Here is a 15809-nt window from a genome sequence, read left to right as displayed (position 1 = left end):
ACCCTGGCGAGAAGCATTTTCATGACCTGTCATCCACCGAAGGGCAGAGGCCCGGCCGAGGTCCGACGCCTTGACCGGACGGTCGAATAGCCATGGGCCCCGGGGCTTGATACAAAGCCTGTGCGCTACGCGCGGATGTTGTCCTGCCGGTGAAGAACGCGACCGCCAGTCGGCGTTCGCCTTAATTTAACCCAATGCGGACCATTGTATCGACGTTGAAAGGTTGCGTGAATGTCGGTTCAGTGGCGGGTCACACCCCGAGCATGTGTCTATGCTTTTTCGGCAATACTGAGCGTTGCTGGCCACGATTCCGCCTATGCGCAGAGTTTTTTTGGGCTATTCGGCAGTGATCAGCCGCAAGTCGTCGCCAATGCCCTGGCCTATCAGGTCAGTATCCGGGGTCTCGACGGCGACAAGGATGCCTCCGCTTCGATCAACGACGTCTCGATACTCTACCGGTTGCGCTCCGAGCCTCCGGCCGACGGCGATGAATTGTTGCGCCGCGCCGAAAGCGACCTGCCGCGCGTCATCGATGCCATGTGGGGCTCGGGTTATTATGCCGCACAGGTCTCGATCATCGTCGGCGGCCAGGCGATCACGCTGGAACGGCCGGCATCCGCCGGCCTGAAGGTCCTGCTCGACCGGTTCAAGGGACGTTCCGTCGTCCCTGTCGAGATCGTCGTCGACCCCGGCCCGCTCTATACGTTCAGCCGGGTCGAGGTCATCGACCAGCGCAGCGGCCGGCCGTTCGACCCGGCCGTACTGCCCACACGCGTGCTCACGCTGAAGCCGGGCGACCCCGCGCGAACCGCCGGGCTGCTCGGCGCCGCGGCGCAATTGTCGGATCATTTCCGCAGCCGCAGCCATCCCTTCGTCAAGGTGGTCCGGCGCCAGCCGACCATCGACCATCGCTCCCATCAGGTCGATGTGGTGCTGGCCGTCGATCCCGGCGCGGTCGCCGGCATCGGCGGCATCGGCGTCTCCGGCACGCGCGAGGTCGATCCCGCCGTGGTGCGCTCGTTCATCTATGCCGAGCGTGGCGACCCCTATTCGCCCAAGGCACTGGCGGACATTCGCAAATCGGTCTCGCGTATCGAGGCGATCGGCGGCGTGCGGGTGCGCGAGGCGACCGCCCTCGACCCCGACGGCAACCTGCCGCTCGAGGTCGAGGTGACCGAGCGCCCGCCGCGCGTGCTCGGCGCTTCCGTGCGCTATTCGACCGTCGACGGCCCGGCGCTGAAGGCCTATTGGGCGCATCGCAATCTCTTCGGCGGCGCCGAGCGGCTCCGGCTCGACGCCGATCTGTTCTATCTGCTGTCGAACCAGAACTGGATCGGCGGCAGCCATCGCGGTGGCTTCACCCCCGACAATATCGGCGGCCGGCTTGCCGCGTCCTTCGTCAAGCCGGCTCTCGGCGGCAGCCGCAACGATCTTCTGATTGATGCCTCGATCCTGCGCGAACGCACCGAATTCTATTCGAGCAACGTTGCCTCGGCGACGGTGGCGATCCGCCACCGCTTCACCGACGCCTTCTCGATCCAGGGCGGCATCGAAGGCCAGATCGGCCAGTCGATCGATCCGCTCGGCCGCAACAATTACGGCCTGATCGGGCTTCCCATGTCGGTCACCTATGATTCGACCGACCGGCCGCTCGATCCGACGCGCGGCTTCCGGGTCATCGCCTCGGTCACCCCCTATCACGGCTTCCGCGACGCCCCGTCGTTCTTTGCCGTCGGCCGGGTCCAGGCCTCGACCTATTATTCGCTCGACGACGCCGCCCGCTACATCCTCGCGGTCCGTGTCGCCTTGGCTTCGGTGGCCGGCGGCACGCTCGCCGATATCCCGGCGCCCATGCGTTTTTATGCCGGCGGCGGCGGCTCGGTGCGCGGCTACGAATATAAGAGCCTCGGGCCGCGAGACGCCTTCGGCAATGTCACCGGCGGCAAGAGCCTGTTCGAAGCGTCGGTCGAGGCGCGCATCAAGATCACCGACACCATCGGCATCGTGCCGTTTGTCGATGTCGGCCAGGCCTTCGCCTCGTCCTTTCCCGACGGCTCGGAGCGGCTCCGGATCGGCGCGGGCCTCGGCTTGCGCTATTATACCTCGATCGGTCCGATCCGCCTCGACTTCGCCGTCCCCATCGCGCGCCGCGCCGGCGAGCGCCCCTATGCCATCTATGTCAGCCTCGGACAGGCCTTCTGATGATGCGCAAGCCAGGGTCCAACCGCTTCAGCTTCCGCCGCCTCGCTCTCGGCTTCGCCCTGATCGCCACGGGCCTGATGCTGCACGCCTCCGCGCCGCATGCCCAGGAAGACCAGGGCGTTCTCGCCGGCTTCATTTCCAAGCTCCTGTCGACGCCGACGTCGCGGGTCACCGTCGGCGCGGTCGAGGGTCCGCTGTCGTCGGACGCCACCATTCGCAATGTCTCGGTCGCCGATGCCGACGGCGTTTTCCTCAAGATCGATACCATTCGCCTGGTCTGGCGCCGCGCCGCCCTGCTCGCCGGCCGTATCGAGGTGCAGAATCTCGAGATCGGCAAGATCGAGTTCACCCGCAAGCCGAAGGGCGACGACAGCGCACCGCCCTCCGACGGCCCACTGCTGCCGGAACTGCCGGTCAAGCTGCAGGTCGACAAATTCACCTTGGGCGAACTGACGCTGGGCGAGCCGATCCTCGGTGTCGCGGCGCGTTTTTCGGCAAGCGGCAATGCCAGCCTCGGCGCCCCCTCCGAAGGGCTGCAGGCAACCCTCGACGTCAGGCGGCTCGATGCTCCCGGCCAGACGACCGTCAGGCTGCGCTTCACGCCGGCCTCGCAGCAGCTCGATCTCAACCTCCAGCATGACGAGCCGGCGGGCGGCATCGCCGCTCGCCTGATGAACCTGCCCGGCCTGCCGCCGGTGAAACTCGACATCTCGGGCGCCGGCGTGCTCGACGACTGGCGTGGCCGGGTCGCCTTCGACGCCGGCGCCGGCACCGATGCGCGCGGCGAGGCCCGGCTCGGCCGCAACGGTCCGCTCCGGCGGCTCGACCTCGACCTGACCGCGCATATCGAAAGTCTCCTGCCGCCCGCGGTCGGCACCATCTTCGCCGGTACCACCTCGCTCGGCGGCGGCGTCACCTTCGCCGATGACGGCGCGATCGGCATCGAGCGCCTGCGGCTTGCCTCCGACCTCGCCGAGCTGGCGATCGCCGGCCGGCTCGACGCCGCCAAAGTCCTCGACGTCACCGTGACGGCGCGCGCCTTGCCATCAGGCGCTGGCGGCACCCGGCGCGGCGACTCGAGCCTGGCGCGCCTGGTTTTCGACGCCACCGCGAAGGGCCCCGTCACCGGACCCCGAGTCGACGGCAAGCTTGATCTCGCCGGTCTTTCCTCGCCCGGCCTGAAGCTGCAGGCGCTGACCGCGACGCTGGCGGTGGAGCCGCTCGGCACGACCGGCCCGCAACGTTTCCGCATCGCCATGGACGGCCGCGCCACCGGTGTCGCTCCGGCCGACCGTGGGCTCGCCGAGGCGCTCGGCGACAATGCCACCCTGGTGGTGCGCGCCACCGTCGACGACAAGACCGTCGCCGACGTCACCGAAGCCCGCATCGCCACCCCCAACCTGGCGCTCGGCTTCACCGGCCGGGCCGGCTCGACCCTGGTCGACGGCAAGGTCCAGGGTGACATCACCAGGCTCGCCGCTTTGTCGACCCTGGCCGATCGTCGGCTCGCCGGCCGCGCCACCCTTGAGGTGGCCTTGTCGGGCGATCCGTCTCTGTCCCAGGTCACCGCCAGGATCGACGGGCGCGGCAGCGAGCTGTCGCTCGGCGATGCCATCGCCGACCGGCTGGTCGGCCGCCAGTTGACGCTTGCCGGCACCGCCCGGACATCCCGTGCCGCCATCACGCTCGACCAGATGGCGGCCCAGGGCCAGCATATTCAGGCGGTCCTGAACGGCCGGATCGCCAAGACCAATCTCGACCTGGCCGGCGACCTGACGCTGCCCGACCTTGCCCGCACCGATCAGCGGTTGGCCGGCGCGGCGCGTCTCAATGCCCGTATCACCGGCTCACGCGACGATCCCGACGCCACCGTGACGCTGACCGCGCCCGACATCCGCGCGCTCAACCGGCCGATCCGCGACCTTCGCCTGACGCTCGCCGCCACCCGGCTGGTGACGGCGCCGGCCGGAACCTTGTCGGCCGGCGGCGACGTCAACGGCAAGCCGCTGATCGTCGATATCAAGGGTGGCGCCGCCGGCAATGGCTGGCGGCTCGACCAATTGGCGGCCCAGCTCGGCTCGGTCCGGGCCGAGGGCCGGGGCACGCTCGATGCGGCGGGCCTCGCGGCCGGCAACCTCACGGTTTCGGCGCGCGACCTCGACGACATCGCCCCGCTCACCCTGATGCGGCTCGGCGGTGCGCTCGAAGCGACCGTCATCGCCGGCGCCAATGCCGGCCGCCAGCAGCTCGCCGTCACCGCCGACGGACGCCGGCTGGTGATCGGCACGAATTCGCTCAATTCGCTGAAGGCCGACCTGCGCACCGAGGATATCGCCGGGCGCACCGTGCTGAACGGCACGGCCGCGATCGACCAGCTGGTCGCCGGCGGTGAGACGATCGAGCGTATCGGCTTCAATGCCCGGCCCAACGGCGCGGCGAGCGACATTTCACTCACCGCCCTGGCCCGCGGTTTCAGCCTCGCCGCCGCCGGCAAGCTCGGCCTCGGGCAAGCGCCACGGCTCGACCTCGCATCCTTCAGCGCCGCCCGCTCGGGCGCCCGCATCGCGCTTGCCGCCCCCTCCACCCTGGTGCTGGAGAACGGCCAGGTCGTGACCGAGCGGCTGGTCATCGGCGTGCAGGGCGGCGAGATCGAGCTCAAGGGCAGGCTTGGTTCGCAGCTCGACGTCGTGCTCAATGCCCGGCGCGTCCCGCTCGCCGCCGTCGACATCGTCGCTCCGGGCACCGGCCTGCGCGGCACGCTCGATGCGCGCGCGACCCTCAAGGGACCCGCGGCCGCGCCGCGCGGGCCGTTCGAAGCCACCATCAAGGGGCTCAGCGCGCCACAGACCCGCTCGGCCGGCGTGCCGGCCCTCGACATCAACGCCCGTGGCGAGGCCCAAGGCGAACGCGCCAGTCTCGACGTCAGGATTTCGGGTGGATCGGCGCTGGCCTTGACCGTCAACGGCACGGCGCCGATCGCGCCGCAGGGCGCTTTCGACCTGCGGGCGCGCGGAACGCTCGACGCCGGCCTCGCCAATGCGAGCCTCGCCGGCACCGGCCAGCGTGTCGCCGGACGTGTCGCCATTGACGGCTCCCTGCGCGGCACCCGCGCGCGGCCGGACGTCCAGGGCACGGCCACCCTGACCAACGGTGCCTTCAGCGACCCGATCCAGGGCGTGGCGCTGACCGCCATCGAGGGACGCGTCAGCGGCCGGGGCGACAGCATCGTCATCGAGCGGCTGACGGCGCGCACCAAGAATGCCGGCACCATCGCGGTCAGCGGCCGGGTTGCCGCCGATCCCGAACGGGGGTTCCCCGCCGACCTCAAGATTTCCGCCCGCGACGCGCAGCTGGTGTCGAGCGATATTGCCGACCTGATCGCCAGCCTCGATCTGACCATCTCGGGGCCGCTGTCGACGGCGCCCCGGCTGAGCGGTCGCATCAATGTGACCAGCCTGGAGATCCGCGTGCCGGACCGGCTGCCGAGCGCGGCCGAGCCGCTGCGCGATGCCCGCCATGTGGCGCCGCCGCGCCAGACCCGCGACCGCCTGGCGCAGATCGCCCGGCAGCGCGCCGCCGCCCAGCAGCGCCGTGGCCGCGGCACCGCCTTCAACGCCGCCCTCGACCTCAGCATCGACGCGCCGTCGCGCGTCTTCGTCCGTGGCCGCGGCATCGATGCCGAGCTCGGCGGCATGGTCCGGCTCGCCGGCACCAGCAATGATCCGCGCGCCGCCGGCTCCTTCGAACTGCGCCGCGGCCGCTTCTCGCTGCTCACCCAGAGGCTCGACTTCACCCGCGGCCGGCTGACCTTCGGCGGCGGCGACGTGATCCCCGATCTCGACTTCGTCGCCGAGACGCGGGCCGCCGAAGTCACCGCCAGCATCGCGATCACCGGCCGCGCGACCGAGCCGCAATTCACGCTGACATCGTCGCCGGCTTTGCCGCAGGACGAGGTCCTGTCACGCCTGCTGTTCGCCCGTGCTTCCGGCGGCCTGTCGCCGTTCCAGGCCGTGCAGCTCGCCCAGGCCGTGGCGCAGCTCGCCGGCAGCGGCGGCGGCCCGGACGCCTTCGAGCGCACCCGCCGCGCCCTCGGGCTGAACGATCTCGACGTCGGCATGGGCGCCGGCGGCCCGACCGTCGGCATTTCCCGCAATATCAACGACCGCGTCCGCATCGGCGTCCGCGCCGGCGCCAGGCCGGAGAACTCCGCCGTCGGCGCCGATATCGACCTGACCCGGCGCCTCCGCCTTCAGAGCGAGGTCGGCGCCGACGGCCGCGCCTCGGTCGGCATTGGCGCCGAGATCGAATATTAGGGGGGAATGCTGGAAACCGACGCCCTGTCCCTCAGCCCGCCGCCGGCCTGGACGGGGCGCCTTCAAGGTTATGCATGGCTGCCGCAGACGATCGGCTGTTCCGATGCCGGGGTGTTCCGGCTCGAGGCCGAGGGCCGGCCGACGCTGTTCGTCAAGACCGAAAAGGCCGCGCCGCTCGCCGAATTGCCCGACGAGATCGCCCGGCTCCGCTGGCTCGGCGCGCGCGGCATCGCCTGCCCCGGCGTGCTCGCCGACGAGCATCATGCCGGATCGCTGTGGCTGCTGATGACCGCGGTTGCCGGCCGCGACCTCGCCTCCTCGCCGGAATTATCACCCGAGCGCCGCGTCGAGATCGCCGCCGCGGCACTGTGCCGGCTGCACGGCCTCGATCCCACGAACTGCCCTTTCGACCACCGGCTCGACCTCAGGCTCGCCACGGCCCGGGCCCGGATGACCGCCGGTCTCGTCGACGAGACCGATTTCGACGACGAACGCGAAGCCACGACCAGCGCCGAACTCTATCGGCGACTGCTCGCCGACAGGCCGCGCACGGAGACCCTCGTCGTCACCCATGGCGATGCCTGCCTGCCCAACCTCATGGCTGAGGACGACCGCTTCACGGGCTTCATCGACTGTGGCCGGCTCGGCCTCGCCGACCGCTATCAGGACCTGGCGCTGGCCGCGTGGAGCATCACCCATAATCTCGGTGAGGCCTGGGTGGCGCCGTTCTTCCGGCACTATGGTCTGGTCGAGCCCGAGCCGGCGCGCCTTGCCTATTACCGGCTGCTCGACGAATTCTTCTGAAGCCGGCTCCGCCCTCGATCGGGCCGGGCCGAACCCTCACAGGGTTTTGACCGCCCCGTGTTTGCATCGCACAGCCTCGTGTATTGCACCGCATCATTTCGGCCGCTAAGCCTGCCCCATGACGGGCAAGTGGACAGGATTCATTGCGCTGGTGCTGGCGGCCTGGATCTTTTCGGCCGGCCACGCCGCGACCCGTCACGCCGTCGCGACCGACGTTGTCGTCCAGGCCGGATCCATCCATGGCGACCGACCCGGACAGGACGGGACCGGTGATGCCCTCCAGGAAATGACTGCCGGCGAGGACTGGCCGGACCTGGATTGCCAAGGCTCGGTCATCGTCCCGAAAGCATCGGGTCATTCCAACCGCCCCTACCGGTCCGAGCGCAGACCGACCGTGCTGACGGTCCGTTCCGGGCGGCCGCTGCCGCTCGACCGCCCGCCGGATCTGTGGTCGCGGCACGCCCCGCGCGCCTGATCGGTTCAGCACCGGCATGAGCCTGCCGACATCGGCATGAGCCCGGACCGCTGACCGCGCGAAGCGCCATCGACTCCCCTCATCACTGCCCTCCGCGATCACGGGTCCCGTGTGTCGTCAGAAATCCTGTTGTCCGAACAAGCGAGCCAAGCCATGCGCGATCGTCGCCGCCTCTCCGTCAAATCGCTCACCATGCTCGCCGGCGTTTCGGCCCTCGCCGTCCTGCTGGCCGCCTGCAACGATCCAAGACCGGCCGCGAGCCTGCCGGCCGCGGCAGCGCCCGAAGTCGGCTTCGTCACCGCCGCGTCCCAGCCCATCCGCCAAGTTCGCGAACTGCCCGGCCGCGTCGTGCCGCTGCGCATCGCGGAAGTGCGGTCGCGGGTGGCCGGTCTTCTGATCGACCGCAATTTCGAGCAGGGCAGCCGGGTCGAAGCCGGTGACCTGCTCTACAAGATCGACCCGGCGCCGTTTCAGGTCGAGCTCGCCAGCGCCGAGGCGACGCTGGCGCGTGCCGAAGCAACCCTGGTGCTCGCCAGCCAGCAGGCTCAGCGCCTGCGCGAACTGCTGTCGCGCCAGACCGCGAGCCAGGCCCAGTACGACACCGCCCACGCCGCCCAGAAACAGGCGGAAGCCGAGGTCGCCGGCGCCAAGGCCGCGCGCGACCGGGCCCGGCTGGAGCTCAATTATACCGACGTCCGTGCGCCGATCTCGGGCCATATCGGCCGCGCCTTGCTGACCGAGGGCGCGCTCGTCGCTTCCGCCAGCGGCACGCCGCTCGCCACCATCCAGCAACTCGATCCGATCTATGTCGACATCACCCAGTCGGTCGGCGAATTGAACCGGCTCCGGCGCGATCTCGCCAATGGCGAACTCTCGCGGCTCGAAAACGGCGCCGCCAATGTCCAGCTCATCCTGGACGGCGGCCAGGTCTACGCCCATGCCGGCCGCCTGCTGTTCTCCGACGTCACCGCCGATCCGAGCACCGGCCAGGTGACCTTGCGCGTGCAGATTCCGAACCCGCACGGTGAGCTGTTCCCGGGCATGTATGTCAGGGCACGCACAACCCAGGGCATCGACGCCGACGCCATCGCCCTGCCCCAGCAGGCGATCCAGCGCACCGATGACGGCAAGGCGGAGGTCTGGGTCATCGGCGGCGACGACAAGGTCGCCCGGCAGCCGGTGGAGGTGGGCGCGGTGATCGACGGGGCCTGGCTGATCCAGGCCGGCCTGCGGCCGGGCGAGCGCGTGGTCGTCGAGGGCTTCCAGAAGATCGCCGCCGGCATGCAGGTCCGGCCCGTGCACCAGGCGCCGCGCGCCGTCGAGGCCAGCGTCTCGGCCTTGCGCGACGGCACGGCGCCGACCGCGACCCACCTGCGCTAAGCGCGCCCATTCTCCGGTTCGGGAGCCTGTCTGATGGCTGGATTTTTCATTGATCGGCCGATTTTCGCCTGGGTCATCGCCTTGTTCATCTGCCTCGGCGGAATCATCGCGATTCCCTTCATGCCGGTCGCGCAATATCCGATCATCGCTCCGCCATCGATCGCACTGTCGACGGCCTTTCCCGGCGCATCGGTGGAGAGCCTCTACACCGGCACCACCCGTCTCATCGAAGACGAGCTGAACGGCGCGGCCAATATCCAGAGCTTCGAGTCGGCCACCGACTCGTTCGGCGTGATCGAGATCACGGCGACGTTCAAGCCGGGCACCGACCCGGGCTATGCCTCGGTCGAGGTGCAGAACCGGCTGAAGCGCGTCGAGGCGCGCCTGCCGGCGGAAGTCCGCCAGCAGGGCATCCTGGTCGAGGAGGCCTCGGCCGCCACGCTGCAGATCATCACCCTCGCCTCGACCGACGGCACCATGGACGAGGTCGCGCTCGGCGACTTCCTGATCCGCAACGTCATCAACGAGATTCGCCGCATCCCGGGCGTCGGCCGCGCCACGCTCTATTCGACCGAGCGCAGCCTGCGGGTCTGGATCGATCCCGACAAGCTGCGTGGCCTCGGTCTTGCCGTCTCCGACGTCTCCCGGGCGATCCAGAGCCAGAACGTCCAGATCGCCTCGGGCGCCGTCGGCGCGCAGCCGAGCCCGTCGTCCAACCCCGTCAACTTTCCCATCATCGTGCGCGGCCAGCTCACCGAACCCGAGCAGTTCGGTGCGATCGTGCTGCGCGCCAATTCCGACGGCTCGAACGTGCGCCTGCGCGATGTCGCGCGGATCGAACTGGGCGGCGAGGACTACAAGTTCACGACCCGCCTGAACGGCGGCCAGGCCGCCGGCATCGCGGTGACGCTGGCGCCCGACGGCAACGCGCTGCAGACCGCGCGCGAGGTTCGCGCCAAGATGGAGGAGCTCGCGCAGTTCTTCCCGACCAATGTCAAATGGGACATTCCCTACGACATCACGCCGGCCGTCGAAGCGTCGATCCAGAAGGTGCTGATGACGCTGGCCGAAGCCGTGGTGCTGGTCTTCTTCGTGATGTTCCTGTTCCTCCAGAACATCCGCTACACGCTGATCCCGACCATCGTCGTGCCGATCGCGCTGCTCGGCTCCTGCACCGTGATGCTGCTGGCCGGTTTCTCGATCAACGTGCTGACCATGTTCGGCATGGTGCTCGCCATCGGCATTCTCGTCGACGATGCGATCGTCGTGGTCGAGAACGTCGAGCGCATCATGAACGAGGAGGGCCTGTCGCCCAGGGCGGCCACCCGCAAGGCGATGAAGCAGATTACCGGCGCCATCATCGGCATCACGCTGGTGCTCGTCGCGGTGTTCATCCCCATGGCCTTCTTCCCGGGCTCGGTCGGCATCATCTACCGCCAGTTCTCGGTCGCCATGGTCACCTCGATCGCCTTTTCGGCCTTCCTGGCCCTGTCACTGACGCCGGCGCTCTGCGCGACGCTGCTGAAGCCCATCGAAAAGGGCCACGGCCATGCCAAGGGCGGCTTCTTCGGCTGGTTCAACCGCCTGGTCGATCGCGAAACCGCCCGCTACGGCCGCGGCGTCGCGGGCTTCATCGCCAAATCCGGCCGCGTCATGGCGATCTATCTGGCCCTGCTGGCCGGCATGGGCTTCGCCTTCATGCGCATGCCCGAAGGCTTCCTGCCGGTCGAGGACCAGGGCTTCTTCACGGTCGACATCCAGACCCCGCCGGGCTCGTCGTTCAACCGGACGCTCGAGGCGGTCAAGAAGGTCGAGGAGCACCTGCTGGCCCAGCCGGGCGTGGCGACGGTGACCATCGTCAACGGCTTCTCCTTCTCCGGCCAGGGCCAGATGACCTCGCAGGCCTTCGTAACCCTCAAGCCCTGGGGCGAGCGCAACGCCGCATCCTCGGTCGGGGCGCTCGTGACCGGCACCAATGCCGCGCTCGCCGGCTACCGGGATGCGATCATCCAGGCCCTGGAGCCGCCGCCGATCGACAATCTCGGCAACAGCGCCGGCTTCAGCCTGAGGCTGCAGGACCGCGCCCAGAAGGGCTATGCCGCCCTGATGGCCGCGCAGGAGCAATTGCTCGGCCTCGCCCGCAAGAGCCCGGTGCTGCAGAAGGTCTTCGTCGAAGGCCTGCCGCCGGCCCCGCAAGCCGAACTGGTGATCGACCGCGAAAAGGCCGCCGCCCTCGGCGTCAGCTTCGAGGACATCAAGGACACGATCCAGGTCAATCTCGGCTCGGTCTACACCAATGACTTTCCCAATCGCGGCAAGATGCAGCGGGTCATCGTGCAGTCCGAGCAGCTGCAGCGGCTGAACACGGCCGACCTCCTGAACTACAGCGTGAGGAATGCCCAGGGCACGATGGTGCCGCTGTCTTCGCTGGCCGAGATCCAGTGGAGCAACGGGCCGGCCCAGATCATCGGCTTCAACGGCTACCAGTCGGTGCGCTTCACCGGCGAGCCGGCGCCCGGCTACACGACCGGCGAGGCGCTGGCCGAGATGGAACGGCTGATGCAGCAATTGCCGCGCGGTTTCGGCTTTGCCTGGACCGGCCAGTCGCTGCAGGAAAAGCAGGCCGGCTCGCAGGCGACCCTGCTCCTGTTCCTGTCCATCCTGATCGTCTTCATGTGCCTGGCAGCACTTTATGAAAGCTGGTCGATCCCGGTTTCGGTCCTGCTGGTGGTGCCGCTCGGCGTGATCGGGGCGCTCGCCGCCGTTTCGCTGCGCGGCATGCCCAACGACGTCTATTTCAAGATCGGGCTGATCACCATCATCGGTCTCTCGGCCAAGAACGCGATCCTCATCGTCGAATTCGCCCGGGAACTCTGGAAGCCCGGCCGATCGATCGTCGAGGTAACCGTGCAAGCCGCCGTCCTGCGGTTCCGCCCCATCGTGATGACCTCGCTCGCCTTCATCTTCGGCGTGGTTCCCCTGGTCATCGCGTCGGGTGCGGCGTCGAAGAGCCAGCAGGCGATCGGCACCGGCGTGCTCGGCGGCATGCTGTCGGCCACCGTGCTGGCGGTGTTCTTCGTGCCGGTCTTCTTCGTGGTCGTGGTCAGGCTGTTCCAGCGCAAGCGGCCCGCCAAGGCGAAACCCGAGGCGGCCCCGTCGGCTCCGGCCACGCCGCCGGCCGTGGCGCAGGAGGCTCACTCCTGACGCCGGCGGCCTGTTCTCACGGCGGCGGCGGCGCACCGGCAGGCGAGCTCAGCGCCGCCGCCCCATGAACGGCCGCGACGGCCCCGACGGCCTGAATGCCGGGCGTGACGGCCCGGCGCGATTGAACGCCGGCCGGGGCGCCCCCGGCGGACGCATGTCGGCCCGCTGGATCCGCGGCCGTGCCTGGAACTCCGGCCGCCGGGATTGCTGCATGGCAGGGCCGAAAGGCCGCCCGGGCCGTCGCATGCCGGGCCGGCCGGCCGGTCGGCCGTGGTCCTCGACGAAGGGGCGGCCCGGACGGTGGATCACCGGTCGCGGGCCGGCGGGTCCACCAGCCCCGCCAGGCGCCCCCGCCCCGGCGCCAGCTCCGCCAGGACCGCCCGGTCCTGCAGGGCCGCCGGCCTGGGGGCGAGGCAATTGGCCACCACCGGGGGCACCGGGCAACGGCCGCCCGGCACCTCCAAGACCGCCCAGAGCCGGGCCGGCCGGCCCCGGCGTGCCGGGCCGGGACAGCAGGCGCGGACCGCCCGGCGGCGGACGCAGGACAACCGGCATCTCCGGCCGGCGCAAGCCGCGCGGCAGGATGAAGGGGACGCTGACGATGGCGGCGGCCGCGGCCACTGGCAGGACGCCCCAGGAATAGGCCGGTGGCGGCGGCAAGGCCCAGATCGGCGCGACCGGCGGCCCGAGCGTGACCGGCGCCAGGACGACCTCGTCGTAGAAGGCCGCCGGCGCGGGCGCCCAGAACAGCGGATCGTCGACGATCTCGGTCACCGGCAACGGCGCCGGAATGTCCTGATAGACCACCTCGACGAAGCCTTGCGACGGTATGGCCGGGGCCTGCAGGCGGCCGAGGCGCCAGCGCGCCTCCTCGGCATGCGGCCCGCGCGGGTACCGCCTGAGATAGGTCCAATAGCCCGGCGGCGTGCCGATGCGCAGCGTCTCGCGCCAGACCAGCGCCTCGCGCCGCGCCGCCACGAGGCGCTGCACGCGCCGCGTGAAGGCGCTCGCGGGATAGACCCGTAAAAATTCCTGATAGCCGGCGATGCTGTCGCGCGCGACGGCAAGCGCATAGGCCTCTTCGACAGGCAAGCCCTCGATGCGGCGCGCGGCGAGCGGCGGCACGGTTGTCCCCGTCGGCGTCGGATCCGCCAGCAGCGTCAGCGACCGCACCGGCGGCGGCAGCCTGGAGGCTTCCCAGGGCGTGTCGCGGCCGTTCGATTGCTGATGCACCCTGAGCCTGGCCCGCGCGACGGCCTCGTCCAGCGGCACGCCGGGCGCGCGCAACTGCTCGGCGAGCGCCAGCACGAAACGGCCATAGGCACCGGGGAATGGCGCCACCACCTCGCCCGGCGCGGCGGCGGACGTGATCAGCAATCCCGGTCCGGCATCGAGCACGCCCATGCCACGGCGGACCGGCAGGCCAAGCGCCGCCCAGGGATGCTCGGCCGACAGGTCGAGCAGCAGCAGCCGCGCCCTGCCCTGTACCGAACCGAGAGCCCGCGTTACGTCGACCAGGCGGATACCCATGATCGGCACGTCCGATTCGCGTTCGATCGCCGCGTCCGACGGCAGGAGATAGCTGTCGCCCTCATGCTGCAGGCCAAGGCCGGCGAAATAGATCAGCACGATCGCCTCCGGTCCCGCCTGGCGCGCCCTGGCCATGAAAGCCGCGATCGCCGCCCTGAGCTCCGCCTGCGGCAGATCCGCCCCCTCCGTCGTCGAGAAGCCGAGATCGCGCAAGGTCTGCGCCATCAGCCCGGCATTGTTCAGGGCGTTCGGCAGCGCATTGGTGCGGTAGCTGCCGACCCCCAGAACCAGGGCCAGCCGGGTTTCCGCCGGAAGCACCGGCGCCCCGGCAGCCGCACCCGCCACGCCCGGGCCGGAGCGTGTTTCGGGGCCGGCGCCACTGCTCGCCGCGGCCAGGCGCTGGCGCCGGGCGCGTTCCTCGGTCTCGCGGAGGGCGGCCTGCGCCGCCGCCTCCCGTTCGCGGCGTGACTGTTCTTCCGCCCGGCGAGCCGCGGCTTGCGCCACCGCCTCCCGCTCGCGGCGCGACTGCTCTTCGGCCTGGCGGGCGGTAGCCCGGGCAGCCGCCTCGCGTTCGCTGCGCAAGCGCTCCTCGAGCTCACGAATGGTCGCCTGGGCGGCCGCCTCGCGCTCACGGGCACGGCGGGCGTCGGCCTCCCTGGCCTCGGCGCGCTCCGCCAGCCGGCGCTCGCGCGCCAGCCGCGCCTCCGCCTCCCTTGTCGCGGCGTCGCGGGCGCGCTGCAGCCGCTCCTGCTGTACGCGCGCCGTCGCCTGCTCGGCCCGCTCACGTTCGCGCGCCCGCCGCCCGACCGCGACCCGCGCCCTTTCGGTGGCCTGGCCGGCTTCGCGGGACCGGCGTTCCATTTCCTGCTGCATCGCCGCCAATTGCTGCTGCAACTGCTCCAGCCGGGCGTTCTGCTCGGCAAGCGCCGCACGGGCCGCCGCGTCGGCGTCGCTCCTGGCACGCCGCTCGGCCGGATCGGCCGACGGCCGGTCCATGGTCTCGAGCCGCAATCGTGCGTCATCGGCGTGAACGCTGCGCGGATGGTCGCTGAGAAATGCCGCGATCTGCTCGCGCGAGCCCTCACGCACCCGCTGCCAGATCTGCGTATCGGTCTCGCGCTGGTTGAGCACGAACTGCCCGCCGCCGGAGGCGGTGAATTCCGGAACCTGCCGGCCCGCCGTCGCCCGCGCCACGGAATCGGCGACGCGGGTCAGCATGTCGGCGACACGCAGGCCCGGCTCGCGCGCCTGCTCCATGAAGGCCAGCGTGAACGGACTGTTCCGCCCCGCGCCATCGGCGGCGACGTTGTTCGGCTGGGTCGCGTAGACGACGACCATGCCGCGCACCTGCTCGTTCGCCAGGCCGAGATTGAACATGGCCCCGCGCGAGGCCGCGCGGGACTGCAGCCGTTCGGCCACCGGATTGTTGCGGCAGGCATCGATGATCATGATCTTGAGGCCGCTGACGCCCGCCAGCGCGTCGCGCGCCGCATCCAGCCCGACCATCTCGAAACGAATCGAGATATCGTCCTCGACCTTGGCATCGACCGGCATCAGGAAGTTGCGGCCCTCGCGCTGGATGCCGTGGCCGGCATAATAGAACAGCGCCGCGTCGGCATCCTGGGCGGCGCGGGCAAACCGCGCGAAGGCGAGGTCCATGCCACGCTTGTCGATGTCGAGCTCGAGCAGAACCTCGAAACCGAGCTCGCGCAGCAGCACCGCGATGTCTTCGGCATCGTTGCGCGGATTGGCCAGGGCCGGCGTGCTGGAATAATTGGCATTGCCGATGACCAGTGCCACGCGCTTTTCCGCAAAAGCGGGCATCGAGGCACCGACGAGCATCGCGGCGAGCAGCAAAACGCGAGCAAGGACGCTGACGATGCACAGCATCTCGCGACTAC

General features: G+C 70.0%; 7 protein-coding genes. 6 read left to right on the top strand and 1 reads right to left on the bottom strand.

The features are described 5' to 3' along the window. The first annotated feature begins 231 nt into the window (after positions 1-231). From AC07WJ_RS09375 to AC07WJ_RS09350, 6 genes are all read left to right on the top strand, one after another. The gene (locus AC07WJ_RS09375; protein WP_494934289.1) at positions 232-2202 is read left to right on the top strand and encodes an autotransporter assembly complex protein TamA; all 1971 of its coding nucleotides are present in this window, start codon (positions 232-234) and stop codon (positions 2200-2202) included. After that, positions 2202-6515: a translocation/assembly module TamB domain-containing protein gene (locus AC07WJ_RS09370; RefSeq protein WP_494934288.1), complete on the top strand. Its 4314-nt coding sequence runs from the start codon at positions 2202-2204 to the stop codon at positions 6513-6515. Before AC07WJ_RS09375 ends, AC07WJ_RS09370 begins: the two co-directional genes overlap by 1 nt. 6 nt (positions 6516-6521) lie before the next feature. Beyond that, on the top strand, positions 6522-7319 hold the full coding sequence (locus tag AC07WJ_RS09365) for an APH(3')-II family aminoglycoside O-phosphotransferase (RefSeq protein WP_494934287.1): 798 nt from the start codon (positions 6522-6524) through the stop codon (positions 7317-7319). 151 nt (positions 7320-7470) lie between these two features. After that, the gene (locus AC07WJ_RS09360) at positions 7471-7794 is read left to right on the top strand and encodes a hypothetical protein (protein ID WP_494934286.1); all 324 of its coding nucleotides are present in this window, start codon (positions 7471-7473) and stop codon (positions 7792-7794) included. A gap of 153 nt (positions 7795-7947) precedes the next feature. Continuing rightward, entirely contained in the window at positions 7948-9174 is a 1227-nt protein-coding gene (locus tag AC07WJ_RS09355) for an efflux RND transporter periplasmic adaptor subunit (protein WP_494934285.1), read from the top strand. 33 nt (positions 9175-9207) lie between these two features. Continuing rightward, positions 9208-12378 (top strand): multidrug efflux RND transporter permease subunit, encoded by a 3171-nt coding sequence (locus AC07WJ_RS09350; protein WP_494934284.1) that lies wholly within the window; start codon positions 9208-9210, stop codon positions 12376-12378. Between the two features lie 48 nt (positions 12379-12426). On the opposite strand, the gene AC07WJ_RS09345 is transcribed toward AC07WJ_RS09350, so the two are convergent. Beyond that, positions 12427-15708: a caspase family protein gene (locus tag AC07WJ_RS09345; RefSeq protein ID WP_494934283.1), complete on the bottom strand. Its 3282-nt coding sequence runs from the start codon at positions 15706-15708 to the stop codon at positions 12427-12429. Between the last annotated feature and the right edge of the window lie 101 nt (positions 15709-15809).

Source organism: Phreatobacter sp. GW821-FHT04C01 (assembly GCF_059420385.1).
Note: the sequence above shows the minus strand (reverse complement) of the source record. Positions and strands in the feature narration are given on the sequence as shown.